This window comes from Andreprevotia chitinilytica DSM 18519 (genome assembly GCF_000711875.1).
Lineage (GTDB): Bacteria > Pseudomonadota > Gammaproteobacteria > Burkholderiales > Chitinibacteraceae > Andreprevotia > Andreprevotia chitinilytica.
The window spans coordinates 377,579-397,139 of the sequence record NZ_JONM01000002.1 but is presented as its reverse complement, the minus strand read 5'-3'; the positions used below and the strand labels follow the sequence as shown (position 1 = coordinate 397,139).

General features: G+C 60.3%; 12 protein-coding genes and 1 pseudogene. 3 read left to right on the top strand and 10 right to left on the bottom strand.

The window, feature by feature from the left end; translation table 11 throughout:
• Positions 1 to 201 precede the first annotated feature (201 nt).
• Together BR41_RS04555 and BR41_RS04550 are read left to right on the top strand one after the other, a co-directional pair.
• The gene (locus BR41_RS04555) at positions 202 to 2,283 is read left to right on the top strand and encodes a TonB-dependent receptor (protein WP_035053280.1); all 2,082 of its coding nucleotides are present in this window, start codon (positions 202 to 204) and stop codon (positions 2,281 to 2,283) included.
• Between the two features lie 235 nt (positions 2,284 to 2,518).
• Positions 2,519 to 3,658 (top strand): ABC transporter substrate-binding protein, encoded by a 1,140-nt coding sequence (locus BR41_RS04550; RefSeq protein ID WP_035053277.1) that lies wholly within the window; start codon positions 2,519 to 2,521, stop codon positions 3,656 to 3,658.
• Between the two features lie 85 nt (positions 3,659 to 3,743).
• On the opposite strand, the pseudogene BR41_RS04545 reads toward BR41_RS04550, so the two are convergent.
• From BR41_RS04545 to BR41_RS04510, 8 genes and pseudogenes are all read right to left on the bottom strand, one after another.
• Positions 3,744 to 5,179: pseudogene (locus BR41_RS04545) on the bottom strand (L-lactate MFS transporter).
• A 237-nt stretch (positions 5,180 to 5,416) separates the two neighbouring features.
• Entirely contained in the window at positions 5,417 to 7,051 is a 1,635-nt protein-coding gene (locus BR41_RS04540; protein ID WP_211251657.1) for an alpha-keto acid decarboxylase family protein, read from the bottom strand.
• 292 nt (positions 7,052 to 7,343) lie between these two features.
• Positions 7,344 to 9,071 (bottom strand): arginine--tRNA ligase, encoded by a 1,728-nt coding sequence (gene argS / locus BR41_RS04535; protein ID WP_051710138.1) that lies wholly within the window; start codon positions 9,069 to 9,071, stop codon positions 7,344 to 7,346.
• Positions 9,072 to 9,098: 27 nt separating this feature from the next.
• Entirely contained in the window at positions 9,099 to 11,261 is a 2,163-nt protein-coding gene (locus BR41_RS04530) for a primosomal protein N' (protein WP_035053272.1), read from the bottom strand.
• A 308-nt stretch (positions 11,262 to 11,569) separates the two neighbouring features.
• Positions 11,570 to 12,646, bottom strand: a complete 1,077-nt coding sequence (gene hemE / locus BR41_RS04525; protein WP_035053269.1) for a uroporphyrinogen decarboxylase — start codon at positions 12,644 to 12,646, stop codon at positions 11,570 to 11,572.
• A 43-nt stretch (positions 12,647 to 12,689) separates the two neighbouring features.
• Positions 12,690 to 14,408: an ABC transporter ATP-binding protein/permease gene (locus BR41_RS04520; protein WP_035053266.1), complete on the bottom strand. Its 1,719-nt coding sequence runs from the start codon at positions 14,406 to 14,408 to the stop codon at positions 12,690 to 12,692.
• A gap of 91 nt (positions 14,409 to 14,499) precedes the next feature.
• On the bottom strand, positions 14,500 to 14,901 hold the full coding sequence (locus BR41_RS04515) for a hypothetical protein (protein ID WP_035053264.1): 402 nt from the start codon (positions 14,899 to 14,901) through the stop codon (positions 14,500 to 14,502).
• Complete coding sequence (locus tag BR41_RS04510; RefSeq protein WP_035053262.1) at positions 14,901 to 16,589, bottom strand: glutamine--tRNA ligase/YqeY domain fusion protein; 1,689 nt, start codon at positions 16,587 to 16,589, stop codon at positions 14,901 to 14,903. Before BR41_RS04510 ends, BR41_RS04515 begins: the two co-directional genes overlap by 1 nt.
• 195 nt (positions 16,590 to 16,784) lie before the next feature.
• Between BR41_RS04510 and BR41_RS04505 the strand changes: the two genes are divergently transcribed.
• The gene (locus tag BR41_RS04505) at positions 16,785 to 17,354 is read left to right on the top strand and encodes a YIP1 family protein (protein WP_084186834.1); all 570 of its coding nucleotides are present in this window, start codon (positions 16,785 to 16,787) and stop codon (positions 17,352 to 17,354) included.
• Between the two features lie 90 nt (positions 17,355 to 17,444).
• Here the strand turns inward: BR41_RS04505 and BR41_RS04500 are convergent, their stop codons facing one another.
• Together BR41_RS04500 and upp are read right to left on the bottom strand one after the other, a co-directional pair.
• Positions 17,445 to 18,689: a uracil-xanthine permease family protein gene (locus BR41_RS04500; RefSeq protein WP_035053259.1), complete on the bottom strand. Its 1,245-nt coding sequence runs from the start codon at positions 18,687 to 18,689 to the stop codon at positions 17,445 to 17,447.
• Positions 18,690 to 18,763: 74 nt separating this feature from the next.
• Positions 18,764 to 19,399 (bottom strand): uracil phosphoribosyltransferase, encoded by a 636-nt coding sequence (gene upp / locus BR41_RS04495; RefSeq protein ID WP_035053257.1) that lies wholly within the window; start codon positions 19,397 to 19,399, stop codon positions 18,764 to 18,766.
• Positions 19,400 to 19,561: the final 162 nt, after the last annotated feature.

Sequence of the window (19,561 nt, the reverse complement as noted above, 5' to 3'; positions counted from 1 at the left end):
TGGATGATTTCGCGAACATGATTGATTGTAATATTTGCAAATAGGAATTATTCCCATTACATTCTGCGCCTTTGCCGGCCCGAAGAAAAGCCGCAGTAACCCGCACAGGTTCGCCCTTCCAGGGCTGTATCGGCTGCAAACACCGGCGCCAGCCCGCTGCACATCCATTCCAGAAAGCCCGATCCCAAGGTTCATCGCAACATGAAAACCCGCCTGCATCCCCTCGCCCAAGCCATTGCGCTGGGCTTCACCCTGTTTCCCTGCGTGGTCCATGCCGAAGACACGGCCCTGCCGGAAGTCCACGTCACCGCCCAGGCCAACGGCAGCTATGCCGAGCCGGTCAGCAGCACCGCCACGCGCATTCCGCTGGAACTGAAAGACGTGCCGCAAACCGTGAACGTGATCAATCAGGCGCTACTGCACGATCAGAACGCCACATCGATGCAGGATGCACTCAGCAACGTGGTCGGCATTGGCCAGAGCGTCGGCGACGGCCAGCGTGACCAGATCACCATCCGTGGCTTCACCGCCATCAACGACCAATTCATCGACGGCGTGCGCGACGACGCGCTCTATTTCCGCGACTTGTCCAACATCGAACGCGTCGAAGTCCTGAAAGGGCCGGGCTCAGTGCTGTACGGGCGCGGCTCGGCGGGCGGCCTGATCAACCGCATCACCAAGAAACCGACGGCCACGCCGGAACAGACAGTCGGCGTGCAACTCGACGAGTTCGGTCAAAAACGTGCCGAAGTCGATGTCGGTGCCGCCGGCAAAGCCGCCCAGCTCCGCCTGACCGGCGCATACGAGCGTAGCGAAGGCTTCCGCAATCAAAGCTTTCTCGATCGCGAAGCCATCGCCCCGTCGCTGGCGCTACAGCTGACCGACCGCACCCGCCTGCTCGTTCAAGCCGACTACCTGCACGACCGTCGCCTGGCCGACCAAGGCGTACCGGGCTACCACGGCTGGCCGGTCGATGTGCCGATCGAGACTTACTACGGCTCGGCCGACGGGCGCGACGATACCTTTATCGACTCCAAGGTGACCTCGCAAACCGCAACGCTGGAGCACGATATCGCGGCGGAGACGCACTTCAAGCAGCTGGTGCGCCACTACCAATACGATCTCTCGCGCAATTACACCAATATCCAGAAGATCACCGATGGCGCCACGCCAACCGTCACGATCTCGCAGTCCAAACGACTGCGCGCCGACAACGGCTGGTTCAGCCAGTCCGAACTCAGCCACGCCTTCGACACCGGCGGCCTGCGCCATGATCTGCTGACCGGCATCGAACTCAGCCAGCAAACCAAGACCGAGCGCTTGTGGAGCAAGAGCAACGTGGCGACGTACAACTTGTTCAATCCGCAGCTCAAAGTGCTTGGCCCGATGTCGACCACTGGCAAGCCGTCCAACGACAACGTGACCGATATCGATGTCAGCGCCGCCTATCTGCAAGACCTGATCAGCGTCGGCCACTGGAAAATCCTCGCCGGCGTGCGCTTCGACCATATCCGCCAGAAACGCGATGACCTGACCGCCGCCAACCTTGATCTGGAACGCACCGACAACGTGTGGAGTCCGCGCCTCGGTGTGACTTATGAAGTGACGCCGGCGGTCTCGCTGTATGGCTCGATCAGCCGATCGTTCCAGCCGCTGGCCGATAGCTACACCTTCCGCAGCAATAGCGACGAGCTAAAACCGGAACAAACCACCGCCTATGAATTCGGCACCAAGGCCGATCTGTTCGATGGCCGCGCCAGCGCCACGCTGGCCGTGTTCCAGATCGACAAGAAAGACATGCTGACTGGCGACCCGACCGACGCAACGCGCTACATCCCGGTCGGCCGCCAGCAAAGCCGCGGCGTTGAGATGTCGCTCGCCGGCCAGCTGCGCCAAGGGCTGGAGGCCAGCATTGGTTACGCCTATCTGGATGCGATCATCAAGGAAGCCAGCGATGGTCTGGCCGGCAAGCGCCCATCGCTCACACCGCGCCACACCGCCAACGCCTGGCTCAAGCAAGCGCTCGGCGGCAACTGCTATGCCACTGCTGGCGTGCGTTACGTGGGTGAGCGCTATGCCAGCGCCGGCAATGCCGTGCGGCTGCCGGGCTATACGGTGGGCGACATCGGCCTGATTTACCAAGGCAAAAAATTCGATGCGAACCTGATGCTGAAGAATGTTGCCAATGTGAAGTACTACGTTGCCGGCCACAGCGGCGCGGACGACTACAACATGCCGGGCGCACCGCGCACGGTGAGCGTATCGGGCCGCTGGCATTTCTGAGCCACCCGCTCGGCCATCCCCCTCTCGCTCAAGCAGTCCCAAAAGCCCGATTTCCATCGGGCTTTTTCCTTTTATACAAACACGTCTGTCTCCTCCCGATTGCCAGCAGCGCGCCCGCCCGGTATATCAGCATTTCATGACATGGCAACGAAGCAGCCAAGTTGCCCGGTCGATCTGGAATCGACTTGCTAAATGCATTCAGCAATATTGCGCAATGAGTAATGAGGAAAAAAGTATGCAGAGAAAACGACTAAGAGCCTTGTGGCTGGCTTGCCTGGCTGTGCTGGCGATATCCGCCCATGCCGAGACCGGCATCACGGACAGTGAGATTCTGCTTGGTCAATCGGCTGCCATGAGCGGCCCGGCCGCCGAGCTTGGCAAAGGCGTGAATCGCGGCGCCAAGGCCTACTTTGACTGGATCAACCAGCACGGCGGCGTGAATGGCCGCAAGATCAAACTGGTGGCGCTCGACGATGGCTACGAGCCGGATCGCGCCGAAGCCAACACCAAGACCTTGATCGACAACCAGCAGGTGTTTGCACTGTTCGGCTACGTGGGCACGCCCACATCGAATGCCGCACTGCCGCTGGTTTCCAAAGCCAGCGTCCCGTTCATCGCCCCGTTTACCGGTGCCGATAGCCTGCGCACACCGCTCAATCGTGCCGTATTCAACGTGCGCGCCAGCTATCGCGATGAAGCCGAGGAAATCGCCGAATCCATGGTCAAGATGGGCATGAAGACCGTGAACGTTTTCTACCAGAACGATGCCTATGGCAAAGCCGGCCTGACCGCCATGCAAGCCGCCGCCAGCAAGCACGGCCTGACCATCCAGGCGCTGGCGACCGTGCAACGTAATAGCGTCGATGTGGCCAAGGCGGTGGATGAACTGGTCGTCAAGAAGCCGGCCAACGCGGTGTTCATGGTGACGGCGTATAAATCCAGCGCCGCCTTTGTGGCCGCTGCGCGGGCGCAGAACTTTATCGGGCCGTTTTACAACGTGAGCTTCGTCGGCACCGAGGCTCTGATTACCGAGCTACAGCGCAATGGCAGTGGCCTGATCGTGTCGCAAGTGATGCCCTCGCCCTACAGCCCGACCAAACCGATCACGATGGACTATGTGAAGGTGATGAAAGCAGCCGGCGTCAACACCGTCGACTACCCCAGCCTGGAAGGCTATATCGGGGCGCGGGTAATGGTCGAAGGGCTGAAGCGGGCCGGCCACGGCCTGACGCGGGAAAAACTCGTCAGCGCGCTCGAAGGCCTTGGTGATTACGATCTGGGCGGCTACCGGGTCCGATTCTCCAACGCCAGCCACAACGGCTCGCAATTTGTCGACCTGACCGTGATCAGCCGCGATGGCGGCATCTTGAACTGAGTCGTATGAACCAAGGGGTACGCCCCAATAAAAACGCCCGGCCAATGAGCCGGGCGTTTTTATTGGGGACGATCAGACAACGCAATCAGCTAAACAGCGCCAGCGTCTTCTTGATGGTCTGGAATACCCCCCAAGCCAGTGGCAGCAACACGTACAGCCACAAGACAATGCCCTTGATCTGCGAACTCATGCGAAAGCCTCCTTGGTCACAAAGCGCGCATCGGTGCTCTTCACCAACGCGTTGCAAATAAAGCCCACGATCAACAAACCCGCCATCACGTACATGGTGCTGCTGTAGGCCGATGCCTTGGCAACGCCATGGGCGATCTGATAGTCGCGCATGTAATTGACGATTACCGGACCCAGCACGCCAGCCAGCGACCAGGCAGTGAGCAAGCGGCCGTGGATCGCGCCGACAAAGCGCGTGCCGAATACATCGGACAGATACGCCGGGATGGTGGCAAAACCGCCGCCATACATCGACAGGATCACCGCGTAGAGCAGCACGAACAGCGCCACGCTGCCAGCCGCCCCGGCTGACGGCACCAGCGCATACAACACCGCACCCAGCAGGAAGAAGATCAGGTAGGTATTACGACGACCGATCAAATCGGACACGCTGGACCACACAAAGCGCCCGCCCATATTGAACAGCGACAGCAAGCCGACGAAGCCCGCTGCAGCGGCAGGCGTTACCGACCCCTTGAACACTTCCTGAATCATCAGCGACGCCTGGCCCAACACCCCGATGCCAGCGGTCACGTTCAGGCACAGCACCGCCCACAGCAACCAGAACTGCGGCGTTTTGTGCGCATCATCGACATGCACGAATTGCTCGCTGGAAAGCTTGTTGCTGCTTTCCTTCTCCACGAACCCGGCCGGTTTCCAGCCTGGTGCCGGCAGCCGTACCGTGAACGCGCCAATCAGCATCGACACGGTGTACACCAGCCCCATCACCACGAACGTTTCGGCAATGCCGGACGAATCAGCGCTCTTGAATTTATCCATCAGCATCACCGCCAGCGGTGCGCCAATCATCGCCCCACCACCGAAGCCCATGATGGCCATACCCGTCGCCATGCCGCGGCGATCCGGGAACCACTTGATCAGTGTGGAAACCGGCGACACATAGCCCAGCCCCAGACCAACGCCCCCCACCACGCCATAACCGAGATACAGCAACCAGAGCTGATGCAAGTGCACGCCCAGCGCCGAAATCAGCAAGCCACCGCCAAAGCACAATGCGGCGGTAAACATGGTGGCGCGCGGGCCGACCCGCTCCAGCCATTTGCCACCAAACGCGGCCGACAGGCCCAGGAAGACGATTGCCAGCGAGAAAATCCAGCCCAGGTCTGGAATGCTCCAGCCCAGCGCTTTATTGAGCGGCGCATTGAACACCGAGAAGGCATACGCCTGCCCGATACAGAGGTGAGTCGCCAATGCGGCCGGCGGAATCAACCATCGATTGAACTGTGGTGACGCGATGCTGTGACTTTTGTCCAGCGCGGCGAACAGACTCATTTGCTATCCCCTATTTATTCTTGATAAGCCGGTTATGAGCGGGCGTACGGCAATGCCATGACCAACGCGAACGCGAGACCACGCTACTTACGCCGTAAGCATAATAACGCGCTTATATATGGGTGGGGTATATGGGTTTGTGGCACGGGGGCTGGCTGTGAAGCAAAGCTTCTCCCCTCTCCCATCCCGTGCAAGGCTTTAGCCTTGTTCAGGGAAAGTGGGAGAGGGGATGGAACCTCACCCCGCCCGCACCCGTTTCCCCAAATGCTCACCCAAACGTCGCATGGCCGGGGATGGGTCATCCGGTGCGAGATGCACATTGAGCAGCGACGGCCGATCCGTCTGCGCCAACGCCGAGCGCCACGCACTATCGAAGCTCTCTTCGTCATGCACATCGAACCCCGCCAGCGGCCCGAACAACTCACCCAGCCGATGGAACTGCCAGCTCGGAATATCGTTGAACGGTCCATCCAGAATGAAGCGTTCGGTGCTGTAACCGGCGTTGTTGAACACGATCACGATCGGGTTGAGTCCCTTCCACGCCGCAGTGGCCAGCTCGGTGCCGGTCATCTGGAAGGCACCATCGCCCACCAACACCAGCGGACGACGACCGCTGCCCAGCTGCGCCCCCAGCGATGCCGGTACGGCAAACCCCATCGTGGTGTAGAAGGCCGAAGCCAGGAAGGCGGTACGGGCGTGCACGCGCAATTCCAGCGAGGCAAACAGGCAATCGCCGGTATCACAAACCACGATCATGTCTTGCGGCAGGGTGTCGTTCAGGCGGCCAATCAGCCGCGCCACGGTCATCGGCTGGCTGGTGATCGGGAAACCGATGGCGGCCAGCGGGGGCTCGACCACCGGCAAGCTCCGCCCGCTGCGCTCAATACCCGCCGTCAGTGCCCGCACATAATCGCCGAGGGGCACGCCGGTATAGCGATGATGATGAATCTGTACCCCATCCGCGGTCGCTTGCACCATGTGCTGCACGTCGAGCTTGGCGGTGAAGATGCCCAGATCGACATCATTGAGCGTCGCCCCGAGCAGCAGCAGCACGTCGGCGCGTTCAATCAACTCACGCGTGCGTGCACCGCCCATCGCGCCTTCGTAGATGCCCATATAAGCCGGGTGGCGCTCGGCAATCACCGATTTGCCGGTCAGCGTAGCGGCCACCGGCAGTGCGCCACGTTCAACCAGTTGCGTCAGTTCATCCTGCAATTGATAACGATGCAGCTCAGACCCGGCCAGCACGGCCGCCGATTTTGCCTTGGCCAGCAAAGACAGCGTTTCGGCCACAGCTTCTTCCAGGGCATCCCAATCGCTAATCGGCGCAGAGGAAGTGGGGGGCGACAGCGCCGGTGGCAGCTCGGCATCGACCAGATCACGTGGCAATTCGAGATACACCGGTTTGTGATGCAGTTGCGCCAGCTCCAACGCACGGTCGATCTGCCGTCGTGCCAGCAAGGGGTCATCCAGCGCGGCGGCGTAGCAGGTCATCCGCTCGAAAATCTCCCGCTGGAAGCAGAACGGCCCGAAGCGGTGATGCAGCAGCGGATTCTGCCGCTGCTCGGCCACGCCCGGCGCACCGCTGATCACCACTACCGGCGACGATTCCGCATTCGCCCCCGCCACGGCGTTGACCACATTCAGCGCCCCCACGCCATATGTCACGGCCAGTGCGCCCAGTCCATGGCAGCGCGCATACCCATCCGCCGCAAACGCCGCGCAGTCCTCCCGGCTAGTGCCGACATGCTTCAGGTTCGACTGGCTGAGCAACTGGTACCAACGCAGGATGTAATCGCCCGGCACGCCGAATACGTGGCGCACCCCTTCCCGGTGCAGCGCCTGCAACAGGTATCCCCCCATCGTGTCCATGTCCGTCTCCCGCATGTGTATGACTGCAATCTAGCAGCGGGCAATCGATCGCCTGGACGGGAATTGAAGTGCCTGCCAGACCGGCGGGTGTGGCGGGATATACAAGCGCAGGACAACAAAAAACCCGACCGAAGTCGGGTTTTGCAAGTCAGAGTTTGAACCACATCGAGGCAAGAGAAAGGCACATGCGTGAGATTCTTGTAGGAGCGAGCTTGCTCGCGATAGCAGCATCGAATGATCCACCGCAGCCATCGCGAGCAAGCTCGCTCCTACAGGGATTCCGCTCAAGCGTTTACATCGCCTCCAGCGCCTCAATCCCCAGCAACCCCAAACCGGTCTCCAGCGTCTTGCCGGTCAGCTTGGCCAGCTGCAGGCGGCTTGCCAGCACCGTGCCTTCGCTCTTGAGGATCGGGCAGGCTTCATAGAAGCGCATGAACTGCGTGGCGAGCTGATAGAGATAGCCGCAGAGGAAGTGTGGCAACGCTTCGGCGGCCGTGGCGTTCACCACGTCGGCAAAGCGGGCCAGCTCCAATGCCAATGCGTGCTCGGCCGGCTCCGTGATCGCGATTGGCGCATCCACCGCCAGTTCGCCGGCCTTGCGGAATACACCAGCGATCCGTGTGCAGGCGTATTGCAGGTACGGCGCGGTATTGCCTTCGAACGACAGCATGGAATCCCAGCTAAACACGTAATCGCTGGTGCGATGCTTGGAGAGATCGGCGTACTTCACGGCGCCGATGCCGACGGCCTGCGCCACCTGCTGGCGTGTTGCTTCATCCAGATCCGGGTTCTTTTCCGATACCAGCGCATGAGCGCGGCTGACGGCTTCGTCCAGCAGCTCCACCAGTTTCACCGTATCGCCGCTGCGGGTTTTGAACGGCCGGCCGTCCTCGCCCATCATGGTGCCGAAGGCGACGTGCTCCAGTTGCATGTCGGCCGGCACATAGCCCGCCTTGCGGCCCAGCGTGAACAGCTGCTGGAAGTGCAGGCCTTGGCGTGCATCCACCACGTACAGCGAACGATTGCAGTGCAGCGTACCGCTGCGGTAACGCAAGGTCGCCAGATCGCTGGTGCTGTAGAGATAGCCACCATCCTGCTTCTGCACGATATAGGCCGCCGGCTCGCCTTCCTTGTTCTTGAATTCATCCAGAAACACGACTTGCGCGCCCTGATCTTCGACCAGCAAGCCTTGCTGGCGCAGGTCCGCCACTACGCGCGGCAGGTCGTCGTTGTAGGCCGATTCGCCGCGCACGTCAGCACGCGTGAGCTGCACGCCGAGCTTGCGGTAGATCGCTTCGCAATGCGACAGCGATACATCGAGGAATTGCTGCCACAGCGCCCGCACTTGCGCGTCGCCACCTTGCAGTTTCACCACGTATTCGCGGGCGGTATCGGCAAAGGCCGGATCGGCATCGAAACGCACCTTGGCGGCGCGATAGAAGTTTTCCAGATCGTCGAGGGCGATGGCAGTGTTGCCAGCGCGATCCTGCTCGACCAGATAGGCGGTCAGCATGCCGAACTGCGTGCCCCAGTCGCCCACGTGGTTCTGGCGAACGACATCGTGGCCAAGGAAGGCCAGCAGGCGCGCCAGCGCATCGCCAATGATGGTCGAGCGCAGATGACCGACGTGCATTTCCTTGGCCAGATTCGGCGAGGAGTAATCAACGACGACGGTCTGCTTGGCCGGCAACGGCACGCCAAGCTTGGCATCGGCCAGCGCAGCATTGGCGCGGCTGGCGAGAAAGGCGTCGGACAACTTGATATTGATGAAACCGGGGCCGGCGATTTCCAGCGTGTCGGCAATGCCGCTCACGTCCACGTGATCGATCACCGCTTGCGCCAGTTCACGCGGGTTTTTCTTGAGCTGCTTGGCCGCGCCCATCGCGCCGTTGGCTTGGTAATCGCCGAATTCCGGGCGGGCTGCCGGCTGGATCACCGGGTTGGCGCCGGGCGCGCCGGCGGCGGTAAAGGCAGCGGCAAAGCGCGCGTTCAAGAGTTGCAGCAGGGTTGAATCATTCAATGGAAGTGCTCCGGTATTTCAGGGAATTCAAAACTCTTGCGGATCAATATCGGCCGTTACGCGAACGCCCGATGGAATAGGTGCGCTATTGAGCCATTGGCTGAGCGCATTTTGCAAAATACCGCGCTGTGCGGCAGCCAATACCAGCTGCCCACGTTCGACATTGGCCTTGCGCACCAGCGAGGCCGGTATCGGGTCATTTACGGTCAGGCCCGTCGCCGCCAATTCATGCTGCGCGGTTTTCAACAGCGCCATCGCGCGCGGCAATTGCTTGGCTTCGGCCCGCAACATCGCCCAGTGGCTAAACGGCGGTAGCTGCAAGGATTGCCGCACAGCCAATTGCTCATCAGCAAATGCGGCATAGTCGCCCCGGATCAGCGAACCGTAGAACGGATGCTCCGGGTATTGCGTTTGAATCAGCACCCGCCCCGGTTGCCCGGCACGGCCAGCGCGGCCGGCGACTTGCAACAGCTGGGCGTACATGCGCTCTTCGGCACGGAAATCGACGCTAAACAGCCCCGCATCGGCATTCAGCACCAGCACCAGCTGCAGATTGGCGAAATCGTGCCCTTTCGCCAACATTTGCGTGCCGACCAGCAGGTTCACCTCACCGGAATGCACCTTGTCCAGCATGGCTTGCAAACTGCCTTTGCGCCGCGTGTTGTCGGCGTCGATCCGCAGCGGCGTTGCAGTTGGAAAGCGCGCCGCAAGCGCATCTTCGATCCGTTGCGTACCCTGCCCCAACGGCTGCAAATCCTGGTTGCCGCAATCCGGACATGCCGGTGGAATTGCCGATTCGTAGCCGCAATGATGGCAGCGAAGCCGCCGCTCCGACAAATGCAGTACCAGCTTGGCGTCGCAACGACGGCAATTGGACACCCAACCGCAATCCCGGCACGACAGCACAGGCGCATAGCCACGGCGGTTGATGAAGACCAGCGCCTGTCCACCGGCGTTCAGTGTGCTGGCAATGGTATCCAGCGCCAGCGGATGCAGCCCGTCTTGCAAATGGATGCGCCCGGTTGGCAGTAACTCAATCTTTGGCGCGACCGCACCGGCAACCGCGCGTTGTTTCAGATCCAGCCGGCGATAACGGCCTTCCTGCGCGTTTTTCCAGCTTTCGAGGCTGGGCGTGGCCGAACCGAGCAGCACAGGCACGTCCCGCAAGCGGGCGCGGTACACCGCCAGATCACGCGCCGAATAGCGCACGCCTTCCGCTTGGCGGTATGAGGTGTCGTGTTCTTCGTCGACCACAATCAGCCCCAACGTCGGCAACGGCGTAAACACCGACAGCCGCGTGCCCAGCACGATGCGCGCCTCGCCACGGGCGGCCTGCAGCCAATTGCGCGTGCGCTCGCCATCCGCCAGGGCGCTGTGCAGGCTGACGATGGTTTCCGCCTGGAAGCGGGCGCGAAAACGTTGTTCAAGTTGCGGCGTGAGGTTGATCTCCGGCACCAGCACCAGCGCTTGCCGGCCTTGGGCCAGGCAGGCCTCAATGGCCCGCAGGTACACCTCGGTCTTGCCGCTGCCGGTCACGCCGAACAGCAAAAACGGCTGGAAACCCTTGGCAGCGGCCAGAGCCGAAACGGCGGTTGCCTGTTGCGTGGTCAACTCCGGCTTTGCGCCAAGCTGCTGTAACTCGACGGCGGCTGGCTCATAAGGAACGGCAGCGACCAAACCCGCCTCAATCCATTCCCTGAGCCAGCGGCCCGCATCGCCAGCAACAGCGCGGATCACGTCCAGCCGGTGCGGTTCACGTAACAGTTCGGCCAGTTCCCGCTGCTTGCGGGCGCGGGGCGAAACGCTGGCGAGCAAGGCATCTGCATCGTTCGCCACAAAAGCCAGCTCCGCTTCCGCCCCCGACCACGGTTTAGGCTGGCGGAACGCGACCGGAATCGCACCGGCCAGCACTTGCCCCAAGGGCGCGAGGTAGTAATCAGCGCAGAAGCGGCATAGCGCGAGCACATCTTGTGGCAGCGGCGGCATATCGCCAGGCGCGGCTTCGATATTGCGAACCTTGGCAAAGTCGGGGGCGACATCCGAAATCGCAGTGACGATGCCGGACAAACGCTGCCGCCCGAACGGAACGATCACCCGTGCGCCAACCTGCGGCAGCTCGCCCGGAACCCGGTAATCGAAGCTGCGGCCAAGTGGGACGTCAAGCGCGACGGAGGCAAAAAAATCGGTCATGCCGTAAGAATATTTTCACACTGGGAACCATCCACAGAACCTGTGGATAATTTTGTGGGCAGCTTGGGACTATGTGCCCCGAAGCCACGTGGGGGCTAGATTGCGGCTAGATTGCTTATTTTTTAAACCGACTAAATTTATCGTTTTAAATCAACAACTTGGAAATATTGCTGATATTTCAACAAACTGCTGCCAACGTATTGACAGCCCTTGTTTCTTACGCTCCAGAACTGTGCATAACTTAGCGGCCATATCCAACGCGTCGCTTGAGAAAAGTCCGCCAAGTCCTTGTTGTGCAATGTGAATTCTCACTGGTGGTATGGTCTAGACAATTGATGCAGCGAATCGACAAGAACCGTCACATGCTCAGGATTGGTGAACTGACTGATGCCGTGTCCGAGATTGAAGACGTGGCCGCTGCCGGCGCCGTAAGCTCGCAGTAGCCGAGCTACCTCCGCTTCGATTGCGGCTGGCGACGCGAACAAGGCATTCGGGTCGAAATTACCTTGCAGCGCCACTTTGTCGCCGATGCGGCGGCGGGCATCGCCCAAATCCACCGTCCAATCCAGACCGACCGCATCGCAACCGGATGCAGCGATTTCTTCCAGCCACAGACCGCCGCCCTTGGTAAACACGATCACCGGCACACGGCGGCCGTCTTTTTCGCGGGTCAGCCCGGCGATAATGCGTTGCATATAAGCCAGCGAGAATTCCTGATACTTGCCGAACGCCAGAGCCCCGCCCCAGGTATCGAAAATCTGCACCGCCTGCGCGCCGGCTTCGATCTGCGCATTCAGGTAGTCCGTCACCGTTTGCGCGTTGATGGCGAGGATGTGGTGCAGCAGCTCCGGCCGGTCGTACATCAGCGTTTTAACGCGGCTGAAGGTATCCGAACCGCCGCCTTCGATCATGTAGCACGCCAGCGTGAACGGGCTGCCGGAAAAACCAATCAACGGCACGCGGCCATCGAGCGCCTTGCGGATCGACGACACGGCATCCGTCACGTACTTCAGCTCAGTGCCCACATCCGGCACCGCCAGCGCCTTGATCGCCGCTTCATCGCGCAGCGGCCGCTCGAACTTCGGGCCTTCGCCTTCCGCGAAATACAGCCCCAAACCCATCGCATCCGGGATGGTCAGGATGTCCGAGAACAGGATGGCGGCATCGAGCGGGAAGCGTTCCAGCGGCTGCAGCGTGACTTCAGTAGCCAGTTCAGTCGATTTGCACAGATCAAGGAACGACCCGGCGCGTTCGCGGGTGGCACGGTATTCCGGCAGGTAACGCCCGGCCTGACGCATCAGCCAGACGGGGGTGTATTCGGTCGGCTCACGCAGCAGCGCGCGCAGGAAAGTATCGTTTTTCAACGTGGTATTAAAAGCGGTCATAGCAGTCATCCAGACCGGCCGCCCAGGCGGCCGGCAGTCAATATCAGGCCAACGCCCAGCGGCCTTCGCCCTGGCAATCGAGGAAACGGTTGTGGAATTGCTTGAGTGACGAGCGATGGCCGACGCTGATCAGGATGCTGTCCGGCAATTGCTCAATCAGTGCTTGGTAAAGCGTTGATTCGGTCGCTTCGTCGATGGCGGACGTGGCTTCGTCCAGCACCAGCAGCGCCGGCTTGCGCAAGAGGGCGCGGGCGATGGCGATGCGTTGTTGTTCGCCGAGGCTCAAGGTGTGCGACCAAGGCCGGACTTCATCCAGTACGTCAATGAAGGGCTCCAGCTTCATTTTGGTCAGTACTGCACGCAACGCGGCATCATCCGTGATCGTCTCACCGGGGTAGGACAAGGCATCACGCAGGCTACCTTGTGGCATATAGGGCTTTTGTGACAGGAAGAGCACACCATCATGCTTGGCATATTCCAGACTGCCTTCGGCATAGGGCCAAATACCGGCCAGCGTGCGCAACAAGGTGCTCTTGCCACTGCCCGATACCCCTTGCACCAGCAATCTTTCGCCAGCGACCAGCGATAGGCCCAGGTCTTCAAACAATTTGCTGCCGTCCGGCTTATTCACCACAAGCTGCTGCACCTGCACGCCAGCCGGCACGTCTTTCGGCATCAGAACGGGCAATGCGGTCGCGGCCTTCATGCCGTCATCAAAGGTGGAAAGACGATCAATGACGGCTTTCCACCTGGCCAGCGTGCCGAAACTGCCAATAACGAAATCCAGTGCACCATAAACTTGGCCAAACGCCGAGTTGATCTGCATCAGCCCACCCAGCGGGATTTCCTTGGCAAGGTAACGCGGCGCGGCAACCAGCATCGGGAAAATGATCGCCAGCTGCCCCCAGAACGAGGTGAACCAAGTCAGGCGCTTGGTCATGCGCATGATTTGCCAGAAGTTGTGGTAGGCGAACATAAAACGGTCTTTCAAGCCGGCTCGCTCTTGCGGCTCACCTTTGTAGAGCGCAATCGATTCGGCGTTTTCCCGCACCCGGATCAAGGAGAAGCGGAAATCCGCTTCACGACGCTGCTGCTGGAAATTCAGGCCAACCAGCGGTTTGCCGATGAGTACCGTCAGCGTGGAACCGATCAACGCATAAATGATTGCCACCCACACCATATAGCCGGGGATGTTGATCTCCACGCCACTCAAATGGAATTTCAACGGGCCGGATAGTGCCCACAGGATCGCCACGAAGGAAACAAAAGTCACCACCGCGTTCATCAGGCCCAGCGTGATGCCCAGCGTCATCTCCACGAACTGACTAACGTCTTCGGCAATCCGTTGATCGGGGTTATCGGTACCGTGATCAGTCAGCGCCAACCGGTAATAGGTTTGGCTGTTTGTCCAACGCGAAATGAAGGACTCGGTCAACCAACGCCGCCAGCGAATTTGCAGCATCTGCTGCAGATACAGTGCATAGACGCCAATACAAATGGCAATCGCCGCCAGCCAGGTGAACTTCGTGATCGAGGCCCAGAACCCGGCCGTGTCGTAGTTCTGCAGCGTGTTGTAGAACACGTTGTACCAGCTGTTGAACTGGACACTCATGAACACGCTGCCGAGGTTCAGGGCGACCACCAGCGCGAGCAGGCCGAGCGCCTTCCACTTCTCGTCGGACGTCCAATACGGTTTCGTCAGCCGCCAGAAGGCTTGAAATAGTTGCCGCTTGCTGAGTCTTTGCGCTTCTTGCTCGCTCATGCCTGCCTCTTCAATTCGCCAAATATCCAACATCAAAACGGGCGGCAATGCCGCCCGTTTTTACGGGGTTCAACCTAATTCCTGCCACCGCTTACTTGCACGGCCATTGCGTCCAGCCCTTGCCGCCACGCTTGCACTTCCAATCCTGCCGGGCGCTGTCGATTTCCCAACCGTTATCGCCCACGCTCATGCCGAGTTGGTAGCGTTGCGAGGCGACCGAGTCGTCCTGCAAACCATTCATGACCACTTCGACACGCACATGCTCACCATCGTCTGAAGTCGCGACCTGATTGATCGTCAGCGACTTATAGTCGCCAAAGCCGCGCTCGTCGGCGATGCGGTCTTTCAGGTAGTCATAGACGACCGGCACCGGTGCAAGACCGCGCTCGCCCTTGTAGATGGCGGGCTTGCTGACCGGCTTCGCATCTTCCGCAAAGACGGTCACGGCACACAGACAAAAGACCGCTGCCACGCCCTTCGTCAGCCATGTCATCACTTGGCCTCCTTGGCCGCCCAGGTGTCCTTCAACGTGACAGTGCGGTTGAACACCGGCTTCTGGCCCGGCACATGCTCCTTGCGATCAGTCACGAAGTAGCCAAGACGCTCGAACTGGTAACGTGTTTCCGGCGGGGCATCTTTCACACTGGCTTCGACATAGGCAGTAACGGTCTTGAGCGATTCAGGATTGATGAATTGCTTGAAGTCGACGTACTGGCCATCCTCGCCACGCACCGCATCCGGGCGGGCTTCGGTGAACAGGCGGTCGTACAGGCGCACATCGGCTTGAATGGCGTGTTCGGCGGAGATCCAGTGGATCACGCCTTTGACCTTGCGGCCCACCGGGTTCTGGCCGAGCGTGGCCGGGTCGAGGCTGCATTTGAGTTCGATCACGTTGCCGGCGGCATCCTTGATGACTTCGTCGCACTTGATCACATAGGAGTAACGCAGACGCACTTCACCCCCCGGCGTGAGACGTTGCCAGCCAGCAGGCGGCACTTCGGCGAAATCTTCGCGTTCGACGTAGATCACCGGGGCAATCGGCACTTCGCGCTCGCCCCATTCGGCATGGTGCGGGTGGAACGGTGCGGTCCGGCTGGTGGTAACACCGGCTTCGAAATTGGTGAGAGTGACTTTGATCGGGTCGAGCACGGCGATCACGCGTGGGCTGGATTCTTCCAGCTCTTCACGTACAGCACCTTCCAGGGCGGAGAAATCGACCACGTTCGGCGTCTTGGAGACACCGGCGCGCTGCACGAACAGGCGCAGGCCTTCCGGGCTGTAGCCACGGCGGCGCATGCCGGTGACGGTGGGCATGCGCGGGTCGTCCCAACCGGTGACGAGATTCTCGTCCACCAGTTGCTTGAGCTTACGCTTGGAGGTGACGACGTACAGCGTTTCCAGCCGCGAAAATTCGATTTGTTGCGGGTGGCAAGGAATGGTGATGTTGTCCAGCACCCAGTCGTACAGCGGGCGGTGGTCTTCGAATTCGAGCGAGCACAGGCTGTGAGTGATGCCTTCCAGCGCATCCGAAATGCAATGGGTGTAGTCGTACATCGGGTAGATGCACCACTTGTCGCCGGTCTTGATGTGATGTTCGCGCTTGATGCGGTAGATCACCGGGTCACGCATGTTGAGGTTGGGCGAACCCATGTCGATCTTCAGGCGCAAGGTCTTGCTGCCGTCCGCGAACTCGCCGGCCTTCATGCGGCGGAACAGATCGAGGTTTTCTGCCGGGGTACGGTTGCGGTAGGGGCTTTCCTTGCCCGGTTTGACGAAGTCGCCGCGATGTTCGCGCACTTCTTCCGGCGTGAGGTCGCACACAAAAGCCTTGCCGGACTGGATCAGTTCTTCGCCATAGGCGTAGAGCTGGTCGAAGTAATCGGAGGCGTGGCGTACGTCGCCGCTCCATTTGAAACCGAGCCAATGCACGTCTGCTTCGATCGCGGCAGCATATTCGTCTTCTTCCTTCTCCGGATTGGTATCGTCCATCCGCAGATTGCACAGACCCTGGTAATCCTGGGCGATGCCGAAGTTGATATTGATCGCCTTGACGTGGCCGATATGCAGATAGCCGTTCGGCTCAGGCGGGAAGCGCGTGACAACGCTGGTGCGCTTACCAGAAGCGAGATCGCTGTCGATGATGTGGCGAATGAAGTTGCTGACCGGTAGCTCGTTGCTCATGACTTGGGGCGGGAACGCGGATTCAAAGGACGGATTGTAGCGGAAAGGGCCTGCCGACGGCGGCCGCGCACGGCGGGAATGATCCGATGAATGGAAGAAAACGAAGGAAATCAAGTACTTCGCCTGGGTCTAAGCTAATGCCATAGGCCGCCAATTCGGCGACTACGGCAAACGCTCTCATAGAGGAGGTTCCCAATGAAAGCTTCCGCCTACCCTCACATGCTCACCTCCTTTCATGACGGCTGGGATGAATTGCATACCGCGAAGCCACGGGAGCAAAACATCTTCTTCAAACTGGTCTTGCCGCTGTCCCTGCTGCCGGTGTTGATGGTGCTGTATGCCGGCAACTTCCACGGTGCGTATTACAGCAGTACCGCCATGGGGCGCTGGGAAACCCTCGCCGCTGTGTTCTTCGTCGCGGAAATGATCACGGTGCCGGGCATGGCCTGGATCATCCGCCAGCTCGCCAAGGCACACATGGCGCATAGCGATTACGACGGCAGCTACCTGCTCGCCGCCGTGGCTGCCGTACCGATGTGGTTATCGTCGCTGACGCTGTTCGTGCCCTTCCTGCCGTTCAACATTGCTTGCGCCGTCACTGGCCTCGTACTGGCTTGCGCATTGGTCTACCACGGCATCCCGGTGATGCTGGGCAAGGATCGCGATGACGATGTGCGCGACATGACCTATCTGGTGATGTGGATCGGGGTCGGCGCATGGGCGATCCTGTCCTCGCTAATTGCGCTGTTGTTCGTCGCCGGATAAGCCTTTAGTGAATTGAGCGCTCTGCTCGTAGAAACAAAAAGCGGCCTTTCGGCCGCTTTTTGTTGAGTGACGCCGGAGTCAACCAGCGCCCTAGATGTCCTGCCCTTCGGCAATCCCCTCATGACTCGCCGATTGATACGGCAGCACCAGATGCAGCAGGATCGCGAGCAAGCTCACCAGACCGACGCCAACCATATTGAACGCGCCGATCTTGAGCGTGAGCCCGCCAATGCCGCAGGTCAGCACCACTGCGACAATGACGAGATTGCGCGGCTCCATCAGATCGACCTTGGCATCGATCAGCGTCTTCAAGCCAATGCTGGCGATGGTGCCGAACAACAACACCATGATGCCGCCCATGACCGGCATCGGAATCGATTGCAGCACGGCGTTGAATTTGCCGAAGAACGCCAGAATAAGCGCCAGCACCGCCGCCCACGTCATGATCACCGGGTTGAAGTTGCGGGTAATCATCAGCGCGCCGGTCACTTCGGCATAGGTGGTGATCGGCGGGCCACCGATCAGGCCGGCAAAGCAGACGCCAAGACCGTCACCAGTGAGCGTGCGATGCAGGCCAGGGGTCTCGGTGAAGTCCTTGCCGGCGACCTTGCCGACCGCCATCACACCGCCGATATGCTCGATCGCCGGGGCAATCGCCACCGGCAACATGAACAGCGCCGCCGCCCAATTCACCTCCGGTGAGACGAAATGCGGCACCGCGAACCACGGGGCATTCGCCACATGCTGGAGATCGACCACGCCCAACAGCGCCGCGGCGATATAGCCGACCACCACGCCGGAGAGAATCGGCACCAACCGCAACATGCCACCGGCAAAGACCGCCACCACGATCGTCGTCGCCAGCGAAATCGCTGCCAGCAGGATCGAGGTGGTGTACGGGATCACCTGATGACCGCCGGCCTGCCCCATCGCCATGCCGGAGGCGGCCACCGCGACGGACATGCCGATCACGATGATCACTGGCCCGATCACGACCGGCGGCAAGATGCGGTGAATCAGCGCCATGCCGCGCCATTTAACGATGGCCGCCACGACGAAATACATGAAGCCGGCTGCGAACAAGCCGAATTGCGTTGCCGCCTGGCCCCAGGTTTGCATGGCAAAAATGATCGGTGCGATGAAGGCGAACGAGGAGCCAAGAAAAATCGGCACCTGACGTTTGGTCACCAGCTGGAACAACAGTGTCCCAACGCCCGCGCCCAACAGCGCCATCGCTGGGTTCAGGCCGGTGAGCAGGGGCACCAGCACCAGCGCGCCGAACGCGACGAACAGGATCTGTGCGCCGGAGACGGCCGTTTTTATGGTTTGCAGCATTGTTTCTCTTCCTCCAATTTCTACAAATCGCGGACAAGACAAAGCCGGGCGTTTGCCCGGCTGTCGTGATGGTTCTACTTGTTATGGGTGGTGCCGAATATCTTGTCGCCGGCATCCCCCAGGCCCGGAATGATGTAGCCCTGCTCGTTCAGGTGGCTATCGAGCGAGGCCGCGACGATCTGCACATCCGGGTGCCTTTCGTTGACGAGCTTGACGCCCTCCGGTGCTGCCACCATCACTACCGCCTTGATGTCAGTACAGCCATTGCGCTTGAGCATGTCGATGGTCGCCACCAGCGAGCCACCGGTTGCCAGCATCGGGTCGATGATGATCGCCAACCGGTTTTCCAGATTGCCGACGAACTTCTCGAAATAGGGCTCAGGCTGCAGTGTTTCCTCGTTGCGGGCCAGGCCCACCACACTGATCTTGGCCGACGGCACAAGGTCGAGCACGCCGTCGAGCATGCCCAGCCCGGCACGCAGGATCGGCACCACGGTGAGCTTCTTGCCCTTGATCTGCTTGACGGCTACGGGGCCGCACCAGCCTTCAATCGTGCGCTCTTCCAGCACCAGATCGCGTGTCGCCTCATAAGCCAGCAACCGCGCGAGTTCGGCGGTCAACAGGCGGAATTTGTTAGTGCTGACATCCGCTTCGCGCAACAGCGCAAGCTTGTGTTGCACCAAGGGATGGTTGACGACGTTGATCTGCACGGCAGCTCCTCAAGAAAAACAAGTGATCGAATTCTAGCTGGCGACCCGACTGCCGCCATTGGCGATACGCCCTAAGCCCGGAACATAAAGCAATCCGCCTTCCCTTGATCGACGACCGAGACAGCCGTCAATCCGGCCGACAGGTTCATAAGACGGCAATAC

Bases quoted from the DNA above. Each gene is read 5' to 3' on its own strand.
- BR41_RS04500 (WP_035053259.1), bottom strand. From the start codon at position 18,689: ATGCTGCAAACCATAAAAACGGCCGTCTCCGGCGCACAGATCCTGTTC.
- hemE (WP_035053269.1), bottom strand. From the start codon at position 12,646: ATGACCGCTTTTAATACCACGTTGAAAAACGATACTTTCCTGCGCGCG.
- BR41_RS04555 (WP_035053280.1), top strand. From the start codon at position 202: ATGAAAACCCGCCTGCATCCCCTCGCCCAAGCCATTGCGCTGGGCTTC.
- BR41_RS04540 (WP_211251657.1), bottom strand. From the start codon at position 7,051: ATGGACACGATGGGGGGATACCTGTTGCAGGCGCTGCACCGGGAAGGG.
- BR41_RS04505 (WP_084186834.1), top strand. From the start codon at position 16,785: ATGAAAGCTTCCGCCTACCCTCACATGCTCACCTCCTTTCATGACGGC.
- BR41_RS04510 (WP_035053262.1), bottom strand. From the start codon at position 16,589: ATGAGCAACGAGCTACCGGTCAGCAACTTCATTCGCCACATCATCGAC.
- BR41_RS04530 (WP_035053272.1), bottom strand. From the start codon at position 11,261: ATGACCGATTTTTTTGCCTCCGTCGCGCTTGACGTCCCACTTGGCCGC.
- BR41_RS04520 (WP_035053266.1), bottom strand. From the start codon at position 14,408: ATGAGCGAGCAAGAAGCGCAAAGACTCAGCAAGCGGCAACTATTTCAA.
- BR41_RS04550 (WP_035053277.1), top strand. From the start codon at position 2,519: ATGCAGAGAAAACGACTAAGAGCCTTGTGGCTGGCTTGCCTGGCTGTG.
- BR41_RS04515 (WP_035053264.1), bottom strand. From the start codon at position 14,901: ATGACATGGCTGACGAAGGGCGTGGCAGCGGTCTTTTGTCTGTGTGCC.